Origin of the sequence: Stenotrophomonas sp. (assembly GCF_050737075.1) — a bacterium.
Lineage (GTDB): Bacteria > Pseudomonadota > Gammaproteobacteria > Xanthomonadales > Xanthomonadaceae > Stenotrophomonas.
On the sequence record NZ_JBOHXV010000048.1, the window covers coordinates 1 to 24,111 of the forward strand.

At 68.0% G+C, this 24,111-nt stretch carries 18 protein-coding genes and 1 pseudogene; 13 read left to right on the forward strand and 6 right to left on the reverse strand.

The genetic code is table 11. From position 1 onward, the window contains the following. Positions 1-192 precede the first annotated feature (192 nt). Positions 193-2,145, reverse strand: a complete 1,953-nt coding sequence (locus ACREPD_RS12655) for an acetyl-CoA hydrolase/transferase C-terminal domain-containing protein (protein ID WP_431599665.1) — start codon at positions 2,143-2,145, stop codon at positions 193-195. A gap of 125 nt (positions 2,146-2,270) precedes the next feature. On the opposite strand from ACREPD_RS12655, the gene ACREPD_RS12660 reads away from it, so the two are divergent. Both ACREPD_RS12660 and ACREPD_RS12665 read left to right on the forward strand, forming a co-directional pair. Then, the gene (locus tag ACREPD_RS12660; RefSeq protein WP_431599666.1) at positions 2,271-2,636 is read left to right on the forward strand and encodes a BlaI/MecI/CopY family transcriptional regulator; all 366 of its coding nucleotides are present in this window, start codon (positions 2,271-2,273) and stop codon (positions 2,634-2,636) included. Further along, positions 2,629-3,858, forward strand: a complete 1,230-nt coding sequence (locus tag ACREPD_RS12665; RefSeq protein ID WP_431599667.1) for a M56 family metallopeptidase — start codon at positions 2,629-2,631, stop codon at positions 3,856-3,858. Before ACREPD_RS12660 ends, ACREPD_RS12665 begins: the two co-directional genes overlap by 8 nt. A 59-nt stretch (positions 3,859-3,917) precedes the next feature. On the opposite strand, the gene ACREPD_RS12670 is transcribed toward ACREPD_RS12665, so the two are convergent. The 3 genes from ACREPD_RS12670 to ACREPD_RS12680 form a co-directional block, all read right to left on the reverse strand. Further along, a complete protein-coding gene (locus ACREPD_RS12670; protein WP_431599668.1) occupies positions 3,918-4,724 on the reverse strand; it encodes an MBL fold metallo-hydrolase in 807 nt (268 codons plus the stop codon). A gap of 10 nt (positions 4,725-4,734) precedes the next feature. Further along, entirely contained in the window at positions 4,735-5,550 is an 816-nt protein-coding gene (locus tag ACREPD_RS12675; protein ID WP_431599669.1) for a S1/P1 nuclease, read from the reverse strand. A 139-nt stretch (positions 5,551-5,689) separates the two neighbouring features. After that, on the reverse strand, positions 5,690-6,316 hold the full coding sequence (locus tag ACREPD_RS12680) for an OmpW/AlkL family protein (RefSeq protein WP_431599670.1): 627 nt from the start codon (positions 6,314-6,316) through the stop codon (positions 5,690-5,692). Positions 6,317-6,515: 199 nt separating this feature from the next. Between ACREPD_RS12680 and gap the strand changes: the two genes are divergently transcribed. From gap to ACREPD_RS12720, 8 genes and pseudogenes are all read left to right on the forward strand, one after another. Next, complete coding sequence (gene gap, locus ACREPD_RS12685; protein WP_431599671.1) at positions 6,516-7,520, forward strand: type I glyceraldehyde-3-phosphate dehydrogenase; 1,005 nt, start codon at positions 6,516-6,518, stop codon at positions 7,518-7,520. An 874-nt stretch (positions 7,521-8,394) separates the two neighbouring features. Continuing rightward, a pseudogene (locus tag ACREPD_RS12690) lies at positions 8,395-10,639 on the forward strand (DUF2339 domain-containing protein). Positions 10,640-10,653: 14 nt separating this feature from the next. Next, positions 10,654-11,997, forward strand: a complete 1,344-nt coding sequence (locus tag ACREPD_RS12695; RefSeq protein WP_431599689.1) for a DUF3999 domain-containing protein — start codon at positions 10,654-10,656, stop codon at positions 11,995-11,997. Positions 11,998-12,083: 86 nt separating this feature from the next. Then, the gene (locus tag ACREPD_RS12700) at positions 12,084-13,259 is read left to right on the forward strand and encodes a phosphoglycerate kinase (protein WP_431599672.1); all 1,176 of its coding nucleotides are present in this window, start codon (positions 12,084-12,086) and stop codon (positions 13,257-13,259) included. After that, a complete protein-coding gene (locus ACREPD_RS12705; protein ID WP_431599673.1) occupies positions 13,256-13,954 on the forward strand; it encodes an HAD hydrolase-like protein in 699 nt (232 codons plus the stop codon). Before ACREPD_RS12700 ends, ACREPD_RS12705 begins: the two co-directional genes overlap by 4 nt. A 158-nt stretch (positions 13,955-14,112) precedes the next feature. Further along, a complete protein-coding gene (gene pyk / locus ACREPD_RS12710; protein ID WP_431599674.1) occupies positions 14,113-15,579 on the forward strand; it encodes a pyruvate kinase in 1,467 nt (488 codons plus the stop codon). Between the two features lie 166 nt (positions 15,580-15,745). After that, positions 15,746-16,750, forward strand: coding sequence for a class I fructose-bisphosphate aldolase (locus tag ACREPD_RS12715; protein WP_421567496.1), 1,005 nt, complete (start codon positions 15,746-15,748; stop codon positions 16,748-16,750). 150 nt (positions 16,751-16,900) lie between these two features. Further along, positions 16,901-18,280 carry a M1 family metallopeptidase gene (locus tag ACREPD_RS12720; protein WP_431599675.1) on the forward strand — a complete coding sequence of 460 codons (1,380 nt, stop codon included), beginning with the start codon at positions 16,901-16,903 and terminating at the stop codon, positions 18,278-18,280. A 12-nt stretch (positions 18,281-18,292) separates the two neighbouring features. Here ACREPD_RS12720 and ACREPD_RS12725 read toward each other — a convergent pair whose 3' ends face one another. Both ACREPD_RS12725 and cysK read right to left on the reverse strand, forming a co-directional pair. Then, positions 18,293-18,892: an O-acetyl-ADP-ribose deacetylase gene (locus tag ACREPD_RS12725; RefSeq protein ID WP_431599676.1), complete on the reverse strand. Its 600-nt coding sequence runs from the start codon at positions 18,890-18,892 to the stop codon at positions 18,293-18,295. A gap of 236 nt (positions 18,893-19,128) precedes the next feature. Next, on the reverse strand, positions 19,129-20,088 hold the full coding sequence (gene cysK / locus ACREPD_RS12730; protein ID WP_431599677.1) for a cysteine synthase A: 960 nt from the start codon (positions 20,086-20,088) through the stop codon (positions 19,129-19,131). 185 nt (positions 20,089-20,273) lie between these two features. On the opposite strand from cysK, the gene ACREPD_RS12735 reads away from it, so the two are divergent. The 3 genes from ACREPD_RS12735 to ACREPD_RS12745 all read left to right on the forward strand — a co-directional run bounded on the left by ACREPD_RS12735 (position 20,274) and on the right by ACREPD_RS12745 (position 24,025). After that, complete coding sequence (locus ACREPD_RS12735) at positions 20,274-21,257, forward strand: LysR family transcriptional regulator (protein WP_431599678.1); 984 nt, start codon at positions 20,274-20,276, stop codon at positions 21,255-21,257. Positions 21,258-21,395: 138 nt separating this feature from the next. Further along, positions 21,396-21,890 (forward strand): DUF2946 family protein, encoded by a 495-nt coding sequence (locus ACREPD_RS12740; RefSeq protein ID WP_431599679.1) that lies wholly within the window; start codon positions 21,396-21,398, stop codon positions 21,888-21,890. A gap of 74 nt (positions 21,891-21,964) precedes the next feature. Further along, positions 21,965-24,025 carry a TonB-dependent copper receptor gene (locus tag ACREPD_RS12745; protein ID WP_431599680.1) on the forward strand — a complete coding sequence of 687 codons (2,061 nt, stop codon included), beginning with the start codon at positions 21,965-21,967 and terminating at the stop codon, positions 24,023-24,025. The last annotated feature ends 86 nt before the right edge of the window (positions 24,026-24,111 follow it).

A 24,111-nucleotide genomic window follows, 5' to 3' on the forward strand; every position in this document is an offset into this window, starting at 1 on the left:
GGCATGAGCCGCATGGATGCGGCGACTGAGCTTACATGGACGTACTTGCAGCGTCCCCCGCAAACCCGCACCGTCCCGCCAACTCTAGGAAACCGCTGGCCACCCGCTGTTCGCTCGAATGCATGAAGCAGCCGGGCAGAGCCCGGCTCTACGCGGAGCGTGCAATCCGAACGCTTCAGAGCGCAACGAGCGTTACGCCGTCCGCGCCAACCCCAACCGCACCAATCGCGCTTCGATGCGTTCGCCGAATGTCTTCGGTGCCTCCAATCCCATCCGCTGCAGGTAGACCACATCGCCGTCGCCGGCGGGCTGGGTCAGGGCGGCGAGCACCGTGCGCAGCTTCGCACTGCGCGTCTGGGTGTTCTGTTTCAACCAGCCCAGCGCCTTGACCAGGTGCTGCTCCACCTCCGTGAAGTCACTGCCCAGCGGGTAGTCGGGCAGCACGCCGGATTGGCGGAACGCCGCCAGCGAGGCGCTGACCGCACCGCCGGTATTGCGACGCGCCCAGTGCTCCGGTGCCACGAAGTCCGTGGCCAGCTTCTTCGAGGATTTCGCCGTCTGCAGCAGCGTCGCCTGGAAACTGGCGTCGGTGATGCCCGCCATGCCGATCACACAGTCCTCGTCGGTGAGGTTGCGCAGGTCGGCAATGCCGTATTCGTTGATGTAGATATCGCGCAGGTGGCGCGGAATCGTCGTGTGGCCATAGTTCCAGCGCACGTTCGACTGCAGCGCGCCCTTGTCCTCGCGCACCGCGCGGAACAGCAGCGCGCTGCGTGCCTCGGGCAATGCGTGGGCCATCGCCACGAAGTTGTACTGCCCGCCCACGCCCGATACCACGCGCCCGTCTTCCAGCGCGTCGGACACCGCCGCACCCAGCGCCGTGGCCATCATGCAGGAATTGAAGAAGCGCGCGTGCCGGCGCTGCAACCGCTCCAAGGTCTCATTGCCGCCGTAAAGCTGGTTGATCTCGCTGATGCGGCGCATCCCGATCGCACGGCGCTCGTCTTCGGGCAGCTCGCGCAGCCAGTCGTAGAACTCCGGCGAGCCCAGGTAGAACGCACCATGCAGATACTCGCCTTCCGCCTCGAGCGTGGCATGATCGATGGTCAGCGTGCTGCCGCTCTCGATGCGCTCCATCAGCGCCAGATCGTCGTGCACCTTGCGCCGGATCACACCGGTCTGTACCAGCCGGCGGAAGCCTTCGTTGAGCATCTCGCTGCAGCCGTACAGACCGATCTCGAACGGCTCCAGTCCGCCGCACTCCAGCACCGTTGGGTGGCTGGCCAGCGTCGGGTCCAGCGCGTGCAGGATCTGCCGGTAGCGCGCGTTGTCCGTGTGCCGCAGCACCAGCGCGTGGCTGATCGCGTCGGCGAGCGTGCCGATCCCGATCTGCAGCGTGCCGCCATCGCGCACCAGCGCGCTCGCATACAACCCGATGGCGTAATCCGCATCGCTGACCGGCTGGCGCGGCAACCCGAACAGCGCCGGGTAGGGGCCGGGCGGGGTGATCACCAGATCGAAGAACGACACGTCCACCGTCGCCGTCCCACCCAGGTAAGGCAGGTTCGGGTCGATCTCCGCGATCAGCAGCGGGCGCGGCAGGCCGCGCGCGGCCATCGCGTCCAGCGTGTCCTGGGTGATGTCGTTGTTGCACGACAGCGACAGCCGGCGGTCGTCCGGGCGCATCGCCACCTTCTGCACGATCGCATGCGGCGCGCGCTGCGCCACCGCGTCGGCGGCATGGGTGTAGTTGAGGCTGGTGTAGCCGCGCTGGGCCTGCGCCGATCCCAACAGCGCACCGGACTGCATGTAGAACTCTTCCACCTGCACATGCGCGGGCAGGCGGTCGCGCGCGACCGCGTCGGCATAGGCCAGGCGTGGGAAATCCGCCCCGAAGTGGCGCTCCGCGAACGGCGCCATGAAGCGCCCTTCCAGCCCACCCGGCGCAGGGCGGGGCGGGTTCAACGACAGGGCGGTGTAGATCTGCAGCGGTCGCGCCGGATCGTTTTCGACCCGGGCATACAGCGCGTTGAGCAGCCGGTGCGGCTTGCCCAGTGCCAGCGGCGCACCGATGCGCAGCGGCCCGTCAACACGCTGCAGCAGCCAGTCGGTTGCAGCGTCCAGGTCGGTGAGGTGCTCTGTCATGCGGTGCGTTCCTGCAAAGTCATGAACGCATTACAGCACTTCCGGTTTGAACGGACCGCGACGCGGGGGCTTGACATCGCCAAAGATTACGCGCGTAATCAATCCGTCGATTACGGGTGTAAATGATGAGCCAGATCAGCGAAGCCGAAGCCGTTGTCATGGAAGTGCTCTGGAACCGGTCGCCGTTGGGGGCCGACGAGGTGGTCGCCGCCCTTGCCAACCGCGACTGGGCCGAACCCACCATCAAGACCCTGCTCAACCGGCTGCTCACCAAGGGGGCGATCAGCGCCAGCCGCGATGGCCGCCGCTATCTCTACTCGCCGGTGCTGCAGCGGCAGAGCTGGGTGGCCGAACAGATCAGCGGGCTGGTCGACAAACTGTTCGCCGGCCGCGTCGCGCCCTTGGTGGCGCATTTCAGCCAGCGCGGTGAACTGAGCGCGCAGGACATCGCCGAACTCAAGAAGCTGATCCAGGACTTGGACCATGACTGAGCTGCTCGCCTCCCTGCTGCTGGCCAGCGTGTGGCTTGCCATCGCGGCCTTCCTGCTGGCCGCGATGCGCCCCGTGCTGCGCCGCCTGGGTGGCGCGGCGCTGGTGTACCGCAGCTGGTGGCTGCTGCCGATGGTGCTGCTGGCACCGCTGTTGCCGTTGCCCCCGCTGCCGCTTGCCGACAGCGCGCCGGTGCTGGCGCTGGGCGCAGCACTGCGTGCGCCCGTGCTGCCGGACGATGCGGTGCTGTGGCCAACCGTCCTGGCGGCGCTGTGGGTGGCCGGTGCGATCCTGGCCGTCGTCGTCCAGTGGCGCGGCCAGCGCCGCTTCGAACGCGGCATGGGCACGTTGCAGCCGCGTAGCGATGGCAGCTGGCAGGCCAGCGCCGACCCGGGCCTGCCGGCGTTGGTGGGGCTGTGGTCGCCGCGCGTGGTGGTGGGGCCGGATTTCGACCTTCGCTTCAGCGAAGCCGAACGCAGCTTGATCCTGCAGCACGAATTTCAGCACCGCCGGCATGGCGATCAGTGGGCCAATGCCTTGCTGGCAGTGCTGCGCTGCCTGTTCTGGTTCCATCCGTTGCTGCCATGGGTTTCGCGCCGCTTCCTGTGCGACCAGGAGCTGGCCTGCGACGCGCGCACGCTCGACACGCATCCGGCCTCGCGCCGGCTCTACGCCAACGCGCTGCTGAAGGCGCAGTTGGTCCACCCGGTTGCGCCCATGGCCTGCCACTGGCGCAGCCAACCGATGTTGAAGGAGCGAATTGCGATGATGAAGGAACACAAGCGCAAGGCATTGCCGTGGGTGACCGGCCAGGTCGTGGTGGTGGGGCTGTGCATGGGGTTGGGCGCGGTGGCCTGGGCCAGCCAGGGCAGCGCCGGCGGCAGCCCGACGATCAGCGCCGAAGCATTTTCCCAGGACGATGCGGCCTCGGCAGGCCTGGAGCGGCCGGTCACGATCGACAACATGCCGCCCCCCAGCTATCCACGCAGCGCGTTCGAGAACGGCCAGACCGGCAAGGTGGTGCTGCAGGTGGACGTCGATGCGCAGGGCAAGGCCACGGATGTGCGCGTACTCAGTGCCACCAACCCGGGCGTCTTCGACGCGGTGTCCGTCGCGGCCGCACGGCAGTGGACCTACCGGCCGGCAATGAAGGATGGCAAGGCGGTGGCGAGCGCGGTCCGCATTCCGGTGAACTTCGCCATGGACGAAACGGTGACCGAGTAGAGCCACGCCATGCGTGGCTGCGCGCTGCCCAACGAAGAACAGCCACGCATGGCGTGGCTCTACGAACGCCCGCCGCCCTGGATATTCGCCTTCACCGACGGGTGCATCAGCTTCGGCTCGGCCAGCGTCGCGTCGCGGGCCTTCCGGGTGGCCACGAACTCGGCCTCGCTCACGCCGTCATGCAGGTGGATGTTGCGCGCGCGCTGCTCGCCAATGGTCGTCTCGTTGGCCACCTCGCGCCCGCCCGGGCCGTAGTCGTGGCAGATGAACACACGGGTGGCATCGGGCAACGCGAGCAGGCGCTGGATGGAGCGGTACAGCAATGCCGCATCGCCTCCCGGAAAATCGCAGCGGGCCGTCCCGCCGTCAGGCATGAACAGCGAATCACCGGTGAACACCGCATCGCCGATCCGGTACGCCACGCTGTCACTGGTATGGCCGGGCACCGCAATCACCTCGGCGGCGATGTCGCCGATGCCGAAGTGTTCGCCATCCTCGAACAGGTGGTCGAACTGCGAGCCATCGGTCGGCACATCCAGCGCATAGCGCGGTGCGAACGTGCGCTGCACCTCCACGATGCCCTTGCCCATGGCGAGGGTCGCCTCGGGCCACTGGCCCTTCAGCCAGCGCCCGGCGCTGACATGGTCGGCATGGGCGTGGGTTTCCAGCAGCCAGCGCGCCTGCAGCGCGTGCTGGCGCACGTGCGCCAGCAGCGGTTGCAGCGGGCCGGCGCCGAGCGCATCGGTGTCCGGGTCGTAGTCGAGCACCGGGTCGATCACCGCTGCCTGCCGTGTTGCCGGGTCATGCACCACGTAGCTGAAGGTATGGCTGTCGGGGTGGAAGAAACTGGCAACATGCAGCGACATGACGGTGACCTCAGCGTTTACCCAATGTGTCGTTGAGCAGCACGGCCAGGCGTTCGCCGGCCAGGCGCAGCTCACTTTCCGCCACCGGCAGGTAGGTGGCGGCGTATTCCGCTGGAAGGGTACGCTGCGGCGGGTAAACGCCAGGTGCAATGGCGATGCGGCAGCTGGCTTCGGCCCACGTGACGGCGTCGACATCGATGCGGGAATGCTTGCCAACCTTGGGCGCGGGCAGGGCATTCAGGCGCTGGGTGTACTGGTCGTCGTCCAGCTTGAGCGTGTTCAGCATGCCGCTGTCCCACAGCGAGTGCAGGTTGGTACCGCGCCCGTTGAACTGTACCTGGAAGTCGTTGCCGCCCTTGTCGTGGCCGTAGCCGGCATGCATCGGCTGGTGGATGTCGCCGACGAAATGCACGACGAACTTCAAGGCCTGGGCCCGCTCGGCATCGGAGCGGCTGCGATCGCCGAGGATGGCGGTCTGGGCTTTCAGCGCCTCGACCACGCAGTTGCCGCCGCGGCAGTGGCGCTCAACCTCATAGTGGCAATCGTCTTCGCCGATGTTCACGTAGTGCCAGCCGGCCGAGCGCTTGCCCAGGCCGGGGTCCTTGGCGCGCAGTTCGTCGGCCCACGGCGCGATCGCGGCCAGGGTGGGGGTGGGCTCGTTGGCCAGCAGGCGGGCCACTTCGGCACGGGTCTGCGGGGTCAGGCGCGCTTCGGCGACGCGGGCAACCAACCGGTGGCCTTGAGCACCCCAGGCCAGGGCGTCGGTGGAGACGAGGGTGAGGGCCAGCACGAGCGCGCCGGTCGAAAGCAGGGAGGGCATTTTCATCGTCGGCATTCTAGCCGGCCTCCCGTCGGGCGGCTTGCCCCTATCGGGTGTGCTGGCGCCGCGCAAAAAAAATCCCCGGCCGGAGCCGGGGAAATGCGTTGCTGCGAGAGGTAGTGCCGTTTAAGTCGTGATCCGCCGATCAGAACTTGAACACGTAGGACACGCCGTAGACCAGCGGGTCGATGTTGACGGTGCCGAGCTTGTTGCCATCCAGCTTGACGTCGCTGTCGATGTCGATCCAGCGCGCGTCAACGCGCAGGGCGCCCTTTTCGCTGATCGCGCAGTCCAGGCCGAGGTGTGCGGCCAGACCCCACGAGTCGTCCAGCTTGAGGTTGCTGCCGGCCAAGGCGCCGCCGGTTTCTTCGCTGAAGAAGGTGGTGTAGTTCAGGCCGACACCGACGAACGGGGACACCTTGCCCTTGCTGTTGAAGTGGTACTGCAGGGAGACCACCGGCGGCAGGTGCTTGGTGCTGCCGACGCGGCCCAGGCCGTCGATGTTGATGTCATGCTTGAACGGCAGGGCGGCCAGGATCTCGATGCCCAGGTTGTCAGCGACGAAGTACTCACCGGTGATGGTCGGCTTGATGTCGCTGTCGACGTCGACCTTGAGGCCGCCGGCCAGGGTGCCGTTGCTGGACTTGGGGGCCACCTGGTGCACGCCGGCGGAAATCGTCCAGTCGCCCTTGGACTGGGCCATGGCGGGGCTGGCGGCCAGGACCAGAGCGGCGGCGAGGCTGGAGAGCAGGAGGGGGGAGGTCTTGCGCATGTGGCTGTCTCGTGGCGGGTGGAATGGGGCCAGTTTTCCCGTCCGCGCCGCGCCGCGCCTTGATCCGGATCAATCGGCGGTATTTGCGGTTGTAACCGCTTCCCATCCCGATTACGGGGGCCGGGGCGGGCCGGGCTTTGATAGAATGGCGGCCCTTTCCATCGGCGCCGCACTGTCGCGGCTGCAGGAGCTTGTGAACATGGCAATCAAGGTTGGCATCAACGGTTTCGGTCGCATCGGGCGCAATGTGCTGCGTTCGGCCGTGCTGAATTTCGGCAATGACATCGAAATCGTGGCCATCAACGATCTGCTGGAGCCCGATTACCTGGCGTACATGCTGAAGTACGATTCGGTGCATGGCCGCTTCAAGGCCGAGGTGGAAGTGTCGGGCAGCGATCTGCTGGTGAACGGCAAGAAGATCCGCCTGACCCAGGAACGCGACCCGGCCAATCTGAAGTGGGACGAGGTCGGCGTGGACGTGGTGATCGAATCCACCGGCCTGTTCCTGACCAAGGAAACGGCGCAGAAGCACATCGATGCGGGCGCGAAGAAGGTGATCCTGTCGGCGCCGTCGAAGGACGACACGCCGATGTTCGTGTTCGGTGTGAACGACAAGACGTACGCCGGCGAGGCGATCATTTCGAACGCGTCGTGCACGACGAACTGCCTGGCGCCGCTGGCCAAGGTGATCAATGACAAGTGGGGCATCAAGCGTGGCCTGATGACGACGGTGCATGCCGCGACGGCGACGCAGAAGACTGTGGATGGTCCGTCGAACAAGGACTGGCGCGGTGGCCGCGGCATTCTGGAGAACATCATTCCGTCCTCGACCGGCGCAGCCAAGGCGGTCGGCGTGGTGATTCCGGAACTGAACAAGAAGCTGACGGGCATGAGCTTCCGCGTGCCGACGTCGGACGTGTCGGTGGTCGATCTGACGGTGGAGCTGGAGAAGGAAGCCACGTACGCGGAGATCTGTGCCGAGGTGAAGGCGCAGAGCGAAGGCGCGCTGAAGGGCATCCTGGGCTACACGGAAGACAAGGTCGTGGCGACCGACTTCCGCGGTGAGACCCACACGTCGGTGTTCGACGCCGACGCCGGCATCGCGCTGGACAGCACGTTCGTCAAGCTGGTGTCGTGGTACGACAACGAGTGGGGCTATTCCAACAAGTGCCTGGAAATGGCCAAGGTCGTTGCCGCGAAGTAATCGCGACTTCGTGATCTGAAAGAACGGCGGACCTTGGGTTCGCCGTTTTTTTTGGGTAGGTGCCGACCGTTGGTCGGTACTCGTTTACGGTACGTGTCGCCGGCCTTCGTCCGGCTGCTGTTGGTTTTGGGCGAAGGGCCCTCGCCTGCAGGTTCTCTGGTTGGGGCCGGCGGGTGCGGGGGTACGGGACACGCTGCAAGTACATCCATGTAAGCTCGTTCACGCCATCCATGGCGCTCTACGGTCCCGTACCCCCGCACCCGCCGACCCTTCGACGCTGGGTCGGTGGCCAAGGGAAAAGCGGGCGCCGGGGTGCAGCGCCGGCGCTTGTCCCGCCGGCAGCCGGGTCTGTTTCAGGCCGCGCCCCCGATTCAGTTAGCATGTCCGCGTGCCGCTGGTGCCACGCTCGTCCAGGTGGGCCGTGGCGTTCCCTTGAGGATGACGCGGAATGGAAGCTTTGATTGTCCTGGCGGTACTGGTGCTGTTGGCCGTACCGGTGATGCTGGCGGTGGCGTTGGTGATGATCGCCGGTCTGCGCCGGCGTGTTGCGGCGCTGGAACAGGCGCGCTTCCCGGCGGCCGCGCCGGTGGCCGAACCGGTCGTTCCCGCGTCGGAGTGGGTGGAACGGCCCTATGCGCCTGCACCCGAACCTGCGCCATTCGCGACATCTTTGCCGGCCGAGCCGGTGGCCGTTGCGGAACCGGTGGTTGCCGCGCGGGAAGCGGTGGGGCCGCCGCCGCTGCCGCCGGCAGCGCCGCCCGAACCGTATGCGTTCGTGCCGCCGCCGCCGCCGCGTGGGCCGGATCTTGGCGACCGTATCCTCGGCACGATCAAGCGCTGGTTCACGGAAGGCAATGTGCCGGTGAAGATCGGCATGCTGGTGTTGCTGGCCGGTGTGGCGGCGCTGTTGAAGTATGCGAGCGACCAGGGCTGGCTCAATGCGCCGATCGAGCTGCGCCTGGCCGCCATTGCGGCCGGTGCGCTGGGCGGGCTGGTGTTCGGCTGGAAGCAGCGGGAACGGCGGCGGTTGTTCGCGCTGGCGCTGCAGGGCGGCACGATCGGCATTCTGTTGTTGACGATTTTTGCGGCGTTCAAGCGCTACGACCTGCTCGACCCCGGTCTGGCGTTTGCGATGAGCATCCTGCTGATCGCGGGGATGGGCGTGCTGGCAGTGGTGCAGAATTCGCGCACGCTGGCGGTGCTGGGCATCCTGGCCGGGTTCATGGCGCCGATCTGGCTGTCCACCGGCAGCGGCAATCATGTGGCGCTGTTCTCGTACTACGCGGTGCTCAATGCGGCGATCCTGGCCATTGCGTGGTGGCGGCCGTGGCGGGTGCTCAATCTGCTGGGCTTTGCCTTCACGTTTGGCATCGGCACGGCCTGGGGCGTGCTGCAGTACAACGCGGAGAAGTTCGCCAGCACGGAGCCGTTCCTGCTGCTGTTCTTCGCGTTCTATCTGCTGATTCCCATTCTGTATGCGCGCCGGCAGCCGGCGGAGAAGCGCGATCTGGTGGATGGCAGCCTGGTGTTCGGCACGCCGTTGATCGCGTTCTCGCTGCAGGCGGGCATGCTGCATGACGACCGCCTGCTGCTGGCACTGTGTGCGGTGGGGTTGGGCGCGTTGTATGCGGGCCTGGCGTGGGCGCTGATCCGGCGCGAGCGCTATGCGGCGTTGGGGCAGTCGTACGCGGTGCTGGCGGTGGGCTTTGCCACGCTGGCGGTGCCGTTGGCGTTGTCTGCGCGGGCCACGGCCAGCGTGTTCGCGCTGGAAGGCGCGGCGCTGGTCTGGCTGGGCCTGCGCCAGCAGCGGTTGCTGCCGCAGATCGCCGGTGCGCTGCTGCAGCTGGGCGCGGCATTCGGCTTCGTGGTCGGCGCGGACTACTGGTTGCACGACGCCACGGCGGTCGCCAATCCGACCTTCATGAGTGGGTTGCTGCTGGCCCTGGCCGGATTTGCGTCGGCCTTCAGCTACCGCCGTGCGGACCGCACGGAGCCGGCCGTCGTCTACTACGTGTGGGGCCTGCTGTGGTGGCTGGGCGTGGCGAGCCACGAGATCAGCCGCTTCGCGGCGGCCGACAGCCGCCCGGACGCGCTGCTGGGGGTGGTCGCGGTGACCGCCTGGATCGCGGCCGAGGTGCATCGGCGCATGCCGGCGCGCGCGCTGGTGTTCACCACGCTGGGCATGCTGCTGGCGGCGTTCCCGCTGGCGGTCTGGCAGGTGGATGCCCATGACCAGCCGTTCGCCGGGTGGGGGGCGCTGGCTTGGGTGGCGTTCGCGGCCCTCGGCGTGCGCGGCCTGTGGTGCCTGCGTGGCGGGCAGGATCGCGCGGCGATTGCCGCACAGTTCATCTGGTGGTTGCTGTGGCCCACGGTGCTGTCGCTGGCCGCGTCGTGGCTGGCCGACCGCTTCGCGTTGGCGCAGGGCTGGGCATTGGCCGCCACGCTGTTGCCGTGGCTGGCCGTGGCTGGCCGTTGCCGCCGTGTCGCTGCAGCGCTGGCGTTGGCTGGCGGTGCCGCTGGGCGAGCGTTTCGACGCCGCGCGGCACGCGTTGCAGGGAACGTTGTTCGCGGTGCTTGGCGTGGCCTGGCTCTGCTTCCTGTTCGCCCCGGGTGCGGCCGCGCCGCTGCCGTGGCTGCCGCTGGTGAATCCGCTGGAACTGGCACAGCTGGCCGTGTTGGCGCTGCTGGCGCGCTGGCTGTGGAGCGGCCAGGCACCGGCGTCGCTGCAGGCCCGCCGCATTCCGCTGCTGGCCGTGGCCGGCTTCGTCGCGCTGACCAGCATCACCCTGCATGCCGTGCACCACTGGGGCGGGGTGCCGTGGAACGACCGGCTGTGGTCGTCCACGCTGGCACAGACCAGCCTGACGGTGGTGTGGAGCGTGCTGGGCGTGATCAGCTGGGTGTGGGGCTCGCGCCGCGGGCAGCGCGCGCTGTGGCTGGTGGGCGCGGTGCTGATGGGCGTGGTGCTGGCCAAGCTGGTGCTGATCGACCGCCAGCACTTGGGCAACCTGCTCGGTATTTCTTCCTTCATTGCCTATGGCCTGCTGTGCACGGTCGTGGGTTACCTGGCGCCGGCACCGCCGCGTGCGCCGGAAACGCCTCAGGAGACGCCGCCGTGAAACGCCTTTTCCGTGTGATCGCTGCGCTGTCGCTCGTTTCCGCCGCCCCGTCCCTGTGGGCGGCCGATGCCCGCCAGGACTATCGCGAGCAGTGGCCGCTGCAGCTCTCGGCGCCGCAAGCCGGCGCCTACCGGCTGATGCTGGGCGAGGCGCAGTACCGCAGCGCGGTGTCGCCGCAGCTGGCCGATGTGCAGGTGTTCAACGCGCAGGGGCAGCCGCTGCCGTCGGCGCTGTTCTCGGCCGACCAGCCGCTGGCCCAGGCGGCGCAGTGGCAGGACCTGGCCTGGTTCCCGCTGCCGGCGCAGGGCGGCGGCGCGGGTGACGACCTGCAGTTGCTGACCGAACGCAATACCGATGGCAGCGTGCGCCGGGTCGAGGCGCGGCTGGGCCGCAGCGTGGGCAACGCGGGGCCGGGTGGCTGGCTGGTGGATGCCAGCGCACTGCGTACCGGCGTACAGGCGCTGCGGCTGGACTGGCAGGCGTCGCAGGCGCTGCAGGTGCGCGTGCGCGTGGATGCAAGCGACGACCTGCGTGACTGGCAGCGCGTGGCCGACGACGTGCCGCTGGTGGATCTGCAACACGATGGCCGCCGGCTGCAGCAGCGGCGCATCGAGATCGGCCGCCAGGCGAAGTACTTCCGCATTGTTCCGGTTGGCGGCGACGCGCCGCCCAGCTTGTCGGCGGTGCAGGCCGAAAAGGTGCCGCTCGCGCAGGCGATCGACTGGCAGTGGCGCTCGCTGACCGGCAGCGCGGGCAAGCCGGGTGAGTTCGAATACACGCTGGACGGTCGCTTCCCGATCGCCCAGGCCGACATCGCCACGGCCGACAACAGCGTGGTGCAGTGGACGCTGCTCAGCCGCGATGATGCCAACCAGCCCTGGCAGGTGCGTGCGGGCCCGTGGGTGGCCTACCAGCTGCAGGACACCGCGCAGCGCCGGCAGTCGCAGGCGCAGTCACTCGCGGTGCCCACGCGTGACCGCTACTGGAAGCTGACCGCGTCGCAGGCGCAGGTCGCCACCGCGCCCACCCTCAAGCTCGGCTACCAGCCCGAGGCCCTGGTATTCCTCAGCCAGGGCGAGGCGCCGTTCAGCGTCGCGGCCGGCAGCGTGCGCGCCGCCCGCAGCGATGCGCCGGTAGGCACGGTGATCGCGCAGCTGCGCGAACAGCAGGGCGCGCAGTGGCAGCCCGCGCTGGCCACGGTGCAGGGCGCTGCGCAGCCGCTGGCCGGTGACGCTGCCGTGCAGCCGGTGCGCGACTGGAAGCGTTGGCTGCTGTGGGGCCTGCTGGTGCTGGGCGTGCTGGTGGTCGGCGGGTTCGCCGTCAGCCTGCTGCGGCAGGGGGACCGTTCCAACGGGTGACGACCAACGGTCTTCACCCACCGTTACAATGGGCGTCTGCGCCGTGCGCGGCGCCCTTTCCTTTTCCGCCAACGAGTTGCTGCCCCATGTCCATCGTTCGCATGACCGACCTCAACCTTTCCGGCAAGCGCGTGCTGATCCGCCAGGACCTGAACGTGCCGATCGAAGACGGCCGCATCACCTCCGAGCAGCGCATCACCGCATCGCTGCCGACGTTGAAGCTGGCCCTGGAAAAGGGCGCGGCGGTAATGGTGACCTCGCACCTGGGCCGCCCGAAGGAAGGCGTGTGGAGCGAGGCCGACTCGCTGGCCCCGGTCGCGCTGCGCCTGTCGGCACTGCTGGGCGTGGACGTGCCGCTGGTGCGTGACTGGGTCGACGGCGTCGAAGTCGCCCCGGGTTCGATCGTGCTGCTGGAAAACTGCCGCATGAACGTGGGCGAGGGCAGCGATGACGAGGCCCTGGCGCGCAAGTACGCCGCCCTGTGCGACGTGTTTGTGATGGATGCCTTCGGTACCGCGCACCGCGCGCAGGCGTCCACCCACGGCGTGAACCGCTTCGCGCCGATCGCCGCCGGTGGCCCGCTGCTGATGGGCGAGCTGGACGCGCTGGCCAAGGCGCTGCACGCGCCGGCGCAGCCGCTGCTGGCCATCGTGGCCGGCAGCAAGGTCAGCACCAAGCTGGAACTGCTGGCCAACCTGGTCGGCAAGGTCGACCAGCTGATCGTCGGTGGCGGCATCGCCAACACCTTCATCGCCGCCGCCGGCCATGCCGTGGGCAAGTCGCTGTACGAACCGGACCTGCTGGACACCGCGAAGAAGATCGTGGCCGATGCCAAGGCGCGGGGCGCCGACATTCCGCTGCCGACCGACGTGGTGGTCGCCAAGCAGTTCCATCCCGATGCCGAAGCGACCGTCAAGGCGGTCGACGCCGTGGCGGAAGACGACCTGATCCTGGACATCGGTCCGCAGACCGCGCAGCACTACGCGGGGCTGATTGCCAAGGCCGGTACGGTGGTCTGGAACGGCCCGGTGGGCGTGTTTGAATTCGAGGCCTTCAGCCATGGCACCCAGGCGCTGGCCCAGGCCATCGCCAGCTCCCCGGCGTTCTCCATCGCCGGCGGTGGCGACACCCTGGCGGCGGTCGACAAGTACGACATCGCCGACCAGGTCAGCTACATCTCCACCGGCGGCGGCGCGTTCCTGGAATTCCTGGAAGGCAAGACCCTGCCGGCCGTCGCGGCCCTCGAGGCCCGCGGCGCATGACGCAGGGGGTAGTGACGACTGTTAGTCGTCAAGCTTCAGGTCCTGAAACCAAAGAAGAGCGAACAACGCTCTTCTTCGACCTCGACGGTACCCTCATCGATTCGGCGGTCGGCATCACCCAATGCGTGGCGCACGCGCTCACGCAGATGGGGCGCCCGGTACCGCCGCAGGAAGAACTGCGGCGCTGGATCGGCCCGTCGCTGCGCACCAGCTTCGCGCCGCTGTTCGACGATCCGGCCCAGGTCGAGCAGGCGGTGACGTACTACCGCGAGCGCTTCGACGTGGTCGGCTGGCGCGAGCACGAGGTCTACCCGCGCATCGGCCAGGTGGTGCAGGACCTGCACGCGCGCGGCCACCGGCTGGCGATCGTCACCGCCAAGAACGAGCCGCATGCGCGCCGCATCGTCGAGCACCTGCCGTTTGGCGCGTGCTTCGACGATGTGATCGGCGCCACCCCGGACGGCAGCCGCAGCGAGAAACCGCAGCTGGTGGCCGAGGCGCTGCGCCGGCTGCTGCTGCCCGCGCAGCAGTGCTGGATGATCGGCGACCGGCGCATGGACATCGAAGGCGCGCGCCACCACCAGATGCGCAACATCGGTGTCCTGTGGGGCTTTGGCGGTGCCGAGGAACTGCAGGCGGCAGGCGCGCAGCACCTTGCCGCCAGCCCGGATGCACTGCTTTCGCTGATCGACTGAACACGGCGGCGGCGTTCCGTACGCCGCCGCATGTCGCATGCGCGTCCACAGGCTGTCTACAAGACATCGGCGAAAGCCAGACGCCACAATGATGTAAACGTATTCATGGGACGTGAAGGGTGTGCTAATTTCACTCCTTTCCCGGGAGCCCATTTACCATGATTGAGCGTCAGCGCCGTACGAAGATCCTTGCCACCCTCGGACCGGCAACCGACCCGCCGGGCGTGCTGGAGGATCTGTTCCGCGCCGGCGTGAACGTGGTGCGCCTGAATTTCAGCCACGGCGATCCGTCCGGCCAGGCCAAGCGTGCCGCCGACGTGCGCGCCGCAGCGCAGCGGGTGGGTGTGGAAGTGGGCATCCTGGCCGACCTGCCGGGTCCGAAGATCCGCATCGAGCGCTTCACTGAAGGCAAGATTTACCTCAAGGCGGGCGACCGCTTCGACCTGGTCGCCTCCAGCAACCCGCCGCCGGGTGACACCACCCAGGTGGGCGTGAGCTACCTGGGCCTGCCGCAGGACGTGGTCGCCGGTGACGTGCTGCTGCTCGACGACGGCCTGATGCAGCTGCAGGTCATCGAAGTGCAGGGCGAGCGCATCATCAACACCGTGCTAAACGACGGCGCGCTGTCCGACCGCAAGGGCCTGAACAAGCAGGGCGGTGGCCTGTCGCTGGGCGCGCTGACCGAGCGCGACAAAGAGCTGATCGGCATCGTGGCCAAGATCGGCGTGGACTTCATCGCCGTCTCGTTCTGCCGCAATGCGCAGGACATGAACGATGCGCGCGCGATCGCCGAATCGCACGGCTGCTATGCCGCGCTGGTGTCCAAGATCGAGCGCACCGAGGCCATCGAGAACCTGGAAGAGATCGTCGACGCCAGCGATGTGGTGATGGTGGCGCGTGGCGACCTGGGCGTGGAAATCGGCGATGCCGAGCTGCCGGGCCTGCAGAAGAAGATCATCAAGGCCTCGCTGGCGCAGAACAAGGTGGTGATCACCGCCACCCAGATGCTGCAGTCGATGGTGGAAAGCCCGATCCCGACCCGCGCCGAAGTGCTGGACGTGGCCAACTCGGTCATCGACGGTACCGATGCGGTCATGCTCTCGGCCGAAACCGCCGCCGGCGCCTACCCGGTGAAGGCCGTGGAAGCCATGGCGCGCATCTGCCTGGGTGCCGAGCGCCAGTTCCAGACCGAGACCGACTTCGGCGCCTCGCCGCGCAACCTGGAACGTGCCGACCAGGCCATCGCCATGGCCACCATGTTCCTGTCCCAGCACGTGGGCGTGCGCGCGATCGTGGCCATGACCGAATCCGGCGGCACTGCCCGCTACCTGTCGCGCTTCCGTGCCTCGGCCCCGGTGTTCGCCGTGACCCGCCACGACGGCGCGCGCCGGCAGATGGCGCTGATGCGCGACGTGTTCCCGATCAACTTCGACAGCCGTGGCTTCACCCCGCGCGAAGCCGCGCGCGGTGCCATCCGCCTGCTGGTCGAAGCCAACCAGCTGCAGGCCGGTGACCGCGTGGTGTTCACCAGCGGCGAGCACATGGAAACCCATGGCGCCACCAACACCCTGCGACTGCTGGAAGTGGGTGAAGACGGTCGCGCCAGCGGGTTGGGCGACCTGTAATCGGATTTGCCGGGCTCTGCCCGGCATCGCGACCGACCACGACGTAGCGCCGGGCTCTGCCCGGCGCGCGCGACCGGCTGAAAGCGATTCCAAAATCCGTGAACGGCCAGTTCACGGAACGGCGGGTCTATAATTGCGGTTTTCCCGCACCCGCCACAGGAAATACATGAGCATCGAACAGCTGGCCGAAACCGCCCAGGCCATGGTCGCCCCGGGCAAGGGCATCATCGCGATCGACGAATCCACCGCTACCATCGCCAAGCGCTTCGCCAGCGTGGGCATCGAGAATACGGAAGAGAACCGTCGCGCCTACCGCGAGCTGCTGCTCACCACGCCGAAGCTGAACGAGCACATCTCCGGCGCGATCCTGTACGACGAAACCATCCGCCAGTCCACCAAGGACGGCGTGCCGTTCGCCAAGTACATGGCCGACAACGGCATGATTCCGGGCATCAAGGTCGACAAGGGCGCCCACCCGCTGGCCGGCTGCCCGGGCGAGCTGGTCACCGAAGGCCTCGACGGCCTGCGTGAGCGCCTGCAGGAGTACTACAAGCTGGGTGCGCGTTTCGCCAAGTGGCGTGCGGTCATCAACATCGGCGAAAGCATCCCGTCGGGCACCTGCATCGAGTCCAACGCGCACGCGCTGGCCCGCTATGCGGCCCTGTGCCAGGAATGCGGCCTGGTGCCGATGGTCGAGCCGGAAGTGATCATGGACGGCGACCACGACATCGAGACCTGCTACGAAGTCACCGAAGCCACCCTGCGTTCGCTGTTCGACGCGCTGTACCAGCAGAACGTGCTGCTGGAAGGCACCATCCTGAAGGCCTCGATGGTCATCTCGGGCAAGGGCTGCGATGAGCAGGCCGACGTCGAGGAAGTGGCCGAGTCGACCGTGATGTGCCTCAAGAGCACCGTGCCGGCGATCCTGCCGGGCGTGGTGTTCCTGTCCGGTGGCCAGGGCGACGAGCAGTCCACTGCTCACCTCAATGCCATGAACCAGATGGGCAACCTGCCGTGGCCGCTGAGCTTCTCCTACGGCCGCGCCATGCAGCAGGCCGCGCTGAAGCTGTGGGCCAAGGACACCAAGGCCAACGTCGCCAAGGCGCAGCAGACCGTGTACGACCGCGCCAAGGAAAACGGCCAGGCCGCACTGGGCAAGTGGAACGGCTGATCCACGCCGTTCGCATGCACTGAAAAAACGCCGGCCCAGTGCCGGCGTTTTTTTTTGCACGATATGCTCTGCATCGGCCACGCAATGTGCCCCGCCCGTAGAGCCACGCCATGCGTGGCTTCGCGGTGCCCACGTCCGTAGAGCCACGCCATGCGTGGCTTCGCGGTGCCCAACGAAGAGCAGCCACGCACGGCGTGGCTCTACCAGGAATTCATGACCATGCGCGCGGAATGGATGTTGCTGCTGTTCTTGTCCGCCTCAGGCGCGGCCCATGCCTCCGCCACGCGGGGCTTCGACGTGCTGCATTACGACGTCGCACTCATCCCTGACATCGCAGGCAAGCAGGTGGCCGGCACACAAGCGATACAGCTGCGCTCGGAAATCGCGGCATTGACCGAGGTCGTGCTCGACAGCGGCAAGCTCAAGGTCAGCGCGATCAGCGTCCAGGGCCGCCCGCAGCACTTTGCACAGCACGAGGGAAAACTGCAGATCACCCTCGACCACCCCCTCAAACGCGATGCGGTCGCAACGCTACAGCTTACCTACACCGGCAGCCCGCCGTACGGCCTCGAATTCGCCCCCGAGCGCGACGAGGTCTACACGATCTTCTCCACCAGCCAGTGGATGCCGTCGGTGGACGCGCCGGACGAGCGCGCAACCTTGCGCCTGTCGGTGACACTGCCGGCGGGCCTGCTCGCCACCGGCACCGGACGCGCGCTGCCGGTGAGCACCCTGGCCGATGGCCGGGTCGAACACCGCTGGCAGCTGGATACGCCGATGCCCGGCTACGTGTACGGCTTCGCCGCAGGGCGCTACCAGCAGGCGCAGGCCAGACACGCGGGCATCGCGCTGCGCTTCCTGTCCGCCGAGCGCTCGCCGGAACAGTTGCAGGCGATCTTCGCGCGCACCGGCGGCATGCTCGATTTCTTCGCCGCACGGGCCGGCCTGCCATATCGGGGCGACTACCAGCAGGCGTTGGTGGCCAACACCATCGGCCAGGAAATGGCCGGGCTGTCGCTGATGTCCGAAGCGTATGGGCAGGAGGTGCTGGATGACCCCGACCATGTCGCGTTGATCGCGCATGAGGCGGCACACCAGTGGTGGGGCAACCGGGTGACCTGCGCCGGCTGGGAGCACTTCTGGCTCAACGAGGCGTTCGCCAACTTCATGACCGCGGCCTACCTGCAGCAGTCGCAGGGCGAAGCCGCGTATCAGGCGCAGGTGCAGCGCTGGCGCAGCCGGTTGGAGGCGCTGCGTGCCAAGGGAGCCGATCACGCGCTGGTGTACGACAGCTGGAGTGCGCCTACAGGTGACGACCGGGCGGTGGTCTACCAGAAGGGCGCGTATGTGCTGCACCTGCTGCGTGCCGAACTGGGCGAGGAGGTCTTTTGGCGCGGTATCCGCGATTACACGCGCCACCATGACGGGCAGAGTGTGGTGACCGCCGATTTCCAGCGCGCGATGGAAAAAAGCGCGGGCCGTTCATTGCAGCCGTTCTTCGCGCAATGGGTGTACAGCGCCGCCCCGTAACGCCGCGCAGGGTTACCCCAGCGCGGCTGGCGGCAGCGACATTTCCAGCGTGGGCAGGAACGCCGTCGGCGTCGCCTCGAAGGGCTGGCCCTGCGCGGCCAGTGCCGACTGGTAGGCCTTGTAGGTGGCTGCGTTGTACGCCACCAGGATGATCCGCCGCGGCTCGCGGTGCGAACGTTGCCAGGCCACGGTTTCCGTCGCGGCGATCAGCGCGGCCTGGTGCAGCGGGTAGCCGAACACGCCGCAGCTGATGGCCGGGAAGGCGATCGACTGCAGGTCCATCTTTTCGGCCAGCTGCAGCGACTTCCAATAACAGTTGGCCAGCAGCGCCGGTTCATCCCGATGGCCGTCCTGCCAGACCGGGCCCACGGTGTGGAACACGTGGCGGGCGGGCAGGTTGTAGGCGCCGGTGGCGCGTACCTCGCCGGTCGGGCAGCGCACGCCGGCGCGAATCTGCGGCAATGCCTCGCATTCGGCCAGCAGCTGGGGGCCTGCGGCGCGATGGATCGCCCCGTCAACGCCCCCGCCACCCAGCAGGGACTCGTTGGCCGCATTGACGATCGCATCCACCGCCAGGGTCGTGATGTCGCCCTGCCACACTTCGATCTTCATGCGTACCGCTCCTTCTGATGCCCGGTCCATGCAACGGAATGTCACTCACCTGCCTGCACCGTACCGGGCAGGCAGTCTAGGCTGCGTCATCGTCGTCTCAGACAATGCGACCCGGCAGGCTTGGAACGACACGCCCACCTTGCGGCGCGCCGGCTTCACGGCAGATGAAGGCGGCCCCTGAACGCAGACGCCCACCGCAGGGGTGGGCGTCACCGTCTTCTGGAACAACGCAGCGGTCAGGGCAGGCCGGCCAGCCAGTCGTCGTCCGAGCCTTCGTTGATGTCGGCAAACAGCGGGGTGGAGAAGTAGCGCTCGCCGGTGTCCGGCAGCATCGCCAGCAGCACGCTGCCGGGTGCGGCGCGGGCCGCGATGTCCAGCGCGCTGGCCACGGTGGCGCCGGCCGAGATGCCCACGAAGATGCCTTCCTCGGCGGCGAGCCGGCGCGAGGTCTCGATCGCACGGGCGTCGTCGATGCTCAGCAGTTCATCGTAGACCCCCCGGTTGAGCACCTCCGGCACGAAGTCCGGGGTCCAGCCCTGGATCTTGTGCGGCTTCCACTCGGCCCCGCCGAGCAGCGCCGCACCCTCCGGTTCGGTGGCGATGATCCGCGTGTCCGGACGGGCCACCTTGAGCACCTCACCCACGCCGGTCAGGGTGCCGCCGGTGCCCCAGCCGGTGACGAAGTAGTCCAGCCGCTTGCCGGCGAAGTCGCGCAGGATCTCCGCAGCCGTCGTATTGCGGTGGTAGGCCGGGTTGGCCGGGTTGGTGAACTGGCTGGCCAGGAACCAGCCGTGTTCCTCGGCCAGCTCACGGGCGCGTTTGACCATGCCCGAGCCGCGCTCGGCCGCCGGGGTCAGGATCACCTTCGCCCCGTAGGCACGCATCAGCTTGCGGCGCTCGATGGAGAAGGTCTCCACCATGGTGGCCACGAACTTGTAGCCACGCGCGGCGGCCACCATGGCCAGCGCCACGCCGGTGTTGCCGGAGGTCGCCTCCACGATGGTGTCGCCCGGCTTGAGCACGCCACGGGCTTCGGCATCCAGGATGATGGCCAGCGCCAGGCGGTCTTTCACCGAGCCGCCGGGGTTGAACGATTCGACCTTGGCATACAGGGTGACGTGGTCGGGGGCGAGGCGGTTCAGGCGCACCACCGGGGTATTGCCGATGGTGTCCAGGATCGAGTCATACAAGGCCATGGGAATGCTCCACGGGAAAATAGAAGGTGTGCCACAGACAGGCTGCGGCGTCCGCCAGACCGTAGCGCCGGCATATGAGCGCGCGAAATGACCTGATTACCTTCATAAACAACATTTGGTTATAAGCTGGTGACGGCAACTGCCTTACAGTCCAGTAGCCCCTCCCTTCGCCTGTGCGCACGCCCATGACGCTGACCCAACTCCGTTACCTGGTCGCCATCGCCGACGCCGAGCTCAACATCACGTTGGCGGCCTCGCGGGTGCACGCCACCCAGCCCGGGCTGTCCAAGCAGCTCAAGCAGCTGGAGGATGAACTGGGGTTCCTGCTGTTCGTGCGCAAAGGCAGGAGCCTGGAGGCGGTGACGCCGGCCGGGGTGGAGGTGATCGGGCGCGCCCGCGCGGTGCTGTCCGAGGCCAACAACATCCGCACCTACGCCGCCAACCAGCGGCGTGAGAGCCAGGGCCAGCTGGTCCTGACCACCACCCACACCCAGGCGCGGTTCGTGCTGCCGCCGGCGGTGGCCCGCATCAAGCAGGCCTACCCGCAGGTCAGCGTGCACCTGCAGCAGGCCGCCGAAAGCGACGCGCTGGACCTGCTCAGCCAGGGCGACGCCGACATCGCCATCATCAGCACGGCCGGTGCCGAGCCCACGGCGGGCATCGCCATTCCGCTCTACCGCTGGCGCCGCCTGGTGCTGGTGCCGCGCGGGCACGTCCTGGACCGCCCCGGCGCCGCACCGGACCTGCAGGCGCTGGCGACCCAGCCGCTGATCAGCTACGAATCCTCCACGCGCGGCAGTTCCTCGCTGCAGCGCGCCTTCGCGGCTTCCGGGCTGACCCCCGACATCGCGCTGACCGCGCTGGATGCGGACCTGATCAAGACCTACGTGCGCACCGGCCTCGGCGTGGGCCTGCTGGCCGAGATGGCGGTCAATGCCAGCGACGAGGACCTGCGTTCCTGGCCGGCCCCGGCGCCGATCGATGAGTGCATCGCCTGGGCCGTGCTGCCGCGCGACCGGGTGCTGCGCGACTACGCGCTGGAGCTGGTGCATGTGCTGGCGCCGCAGATCGACACGCGCGACCTGCGGCGGGTGATCGACGGCAACCAGGAGGCCAACTGGCCGTTGCCGCCGACGTGGGAATCGTTGACGCAGACCATCACCGTCTGACGCCGCCCGACCAACGGTCGGGCGCTACCGATGTCGGCGCGGATGCCGGTAGGTGACGACCGTTGGTCGTCACGTCGCCCCTGCGACGCTTGGTCGCACGTGCCCGTTCAGGCGAAGGCTCGCCGCTACAATCGCACGGTGAACCGCCGCCGCCGCCCGTATGCCGTCCTGCTGCAGCTCGCCTTCGTGGCGACGCTGCTGATGGCGCTGGCGCCACTGGTGAGCCGCTGGCAACAGGCGCACGGCGATCCGGTGATGCTCATGCCCGGTGGCATGGCCCATGTGATGCCGGTTGAGGCTGCCGGCGCCGGCATGTCGCACCATGAGATGACCCCGCATGCGATGGCGGGGCATGACATGGCGATGCACGGTGCGTCGGTGCATGACATGTCCGATGAACCTGCTGCGGCGAACCATGCCGCACCCGCCGCAGCGGTCGACCCGCATGCCGGGCATGGCGAGGCCTGCGAGTACTGCATGATGGCCTCGCGGCTGATGCCGTGGCTGGCGGTGCTGATCCTGTTGTTGCCGGCGCTGCCGGTGATCGCGCCGACGCTGCTGCGCGCCGTCGCCCTCCCGCGCAGCCTGCGCTGGCCCGCCCACGCCGCACGTGGCCCCCCGCTTCACGCCTGAAACCGCCCCTTCGTCTTCCTGCTGCGCGACGCCGTCATGGCGCCGCGCGCCTGTGCGTTTTCCGGAGTTCCACCATGAAGCTTTCTTCCCGCAGCGCGGGCGCAGTGACGCGCCTGTCTGTTTCCCTCTCGCTCGCGCTGGCGGCGCTGCCGCTGCAGGCCGCCGGGCGCGACGATGCCCGCACCCTCGACACTCTGGTGGTCACCGCCAGCGCGCCGTCGTCACCGCTGCACTGGGTGACCGATCCCCGCCTGCCGCGCCAGCCCGTACCGGCCAGCGACGGTGCCGACTACCTCAAGACCGTGCCCGGCTTCGCGGCCATCCGCAATGGCGGCACCAACGGCGACCCGGTGCTGCGCGGCATGTTCGGCTCGCGCCTGAACATCGTCAGCAATGAAGGCAACCTCATCGGTGCCTGTCCCTCGCGGATGGACAATCCGCTGTCCTACATCGCGCCGGAGACCTTCGACCGGCTGACCATCATCAAGGGCCCGCAGAGCGTGCGTTGGGGTGCCGGCGCGTCGGCCGGCACGGTGCGTTTCGAGCGCGATACGCCGCGCTTCGACGCGCCGGGAATCGATGTGGACGCCAGCGCGCTGGTCGGCTCGCGCAACCGCAACGACCAGGTGCTGGACCTGACCGCCGGTGCATCGCAGGGCTATGTGCGGGTCAACGGCAACCGTTCCGAAGCCGACGACTACAAGGACGGCAACGGCGAGGTGGTGCCGTCGAAATGGCGCAAGTGGAACAGCGACGTGGCCGTCGGCTGGACGCCCGATGCCGATACGGTGCTGGAGCTGTCGGCCGGTACCGGCGATGCGATCGCACGGTATGCCGGGCGCGGCATGGACGGCGCGGCGTTCAAGCGCACCAGCTACGCGGCACGCTTCGAGCGCGACAACCTGCCCGGCGCGTGGGACACGCTGCAGGCCAACGTGTACTACAACGATGCCGACCACGTGATGGACAATTACACGCTGCGCACGCCGAATCCGGACAGCAGCATGCCCATGCCGATGGCGGCGAACGTGGACCGCCGCACGACCGGCGGCCGCATCGCCTCGGAATGGCGCTGGCAGGACATCGCCGTCGTGGCCGGTGTGGACGCGTTGGACAGCCGCCACCGCAGTCGCAACGGCATGGGCCGCAACACCTACCGGCAGACGCCCTGGTCGACCGATGCACGGCAGAAGAACCAGGGCGTGTTCACCGAACTCACGCTGGGCGAAGGCACGCCGCAACGCTGGGTGGGCGGGCTGCGCATCGACCGTGCCGAGGTGACCGATGAGCGCGCGACCAGCGGCATGATGGCGATGCCCAATCCCACGGCAGGGCAGCGCCGCCGCGAAGACCTGGGCAGCGGCTTCCTGCGGTTCGAGCGCGACGTCAGCAGCACGTTGACCACGTATGCCGGCGTCGGCCACAGCGAGCGCATGCCGGACTACTGGGAGCTGTTCTCGCCGACGATGGGGCCGGCCGGCAGCGTCAACGCCTTCAGCGCGGTGCAACCGGAGAAGACCACGCAGCTCGATATCGGCCTGCAGTATCGCGATGCGCGGGTAAACGCATGGGTGTCGGCGTATGCCGGACGCATTCAGGACTACATCCTGTTCACTTACCGCGACGGCGGCATGATGGGCAGCACCACGCAGGCGACCAATGCCGATGCGCGCATTGCCGGCGCCGAGGCCGGTGCGGAGGTCGCGCTGGGCGACGGCTGGAAGCTGGGTGGTACGTTGGCCTATGCCTGGGGCGAGAACCGCAGCGACGGCGGCGCGCTGCCGCAGATGCCGCCGCTGGAAGCGCGCCTGAGCGGCGGCTGGGAAGGCGCGCGCTGGAGTGCGGGCATGCTGGCCCGCGCGGTGACCCGCCAGAACCGGGTGGCGCCCGGGCAGGGCAACGTGGTCGCCCGCGATCTGGGCCCGAGCGCCGGGTTCGCCACGCTGGCACTCAATGCGGGCTACCGGATCAGCGACGCATTGCAGCTGAGCGCAGGCATCGACAACCTGTTCGACCGTGCCTACAGCGAGCATCTCAACCTCGCAGGCAGCGCCGATTTCGGCTTCCCGGCCGATCCGGTGCGCATCAACGAACCCGGTCGCACGGTCTGGATGAAGGTGAATTACCGGTATTGACGCGTAAATCAACAGCCTCACTCTGCGTGTTGATCGCGCTTTGGGCCGGCGGGGGCGGGTTTGCGGGGGACGCCGTAAACCCGTCC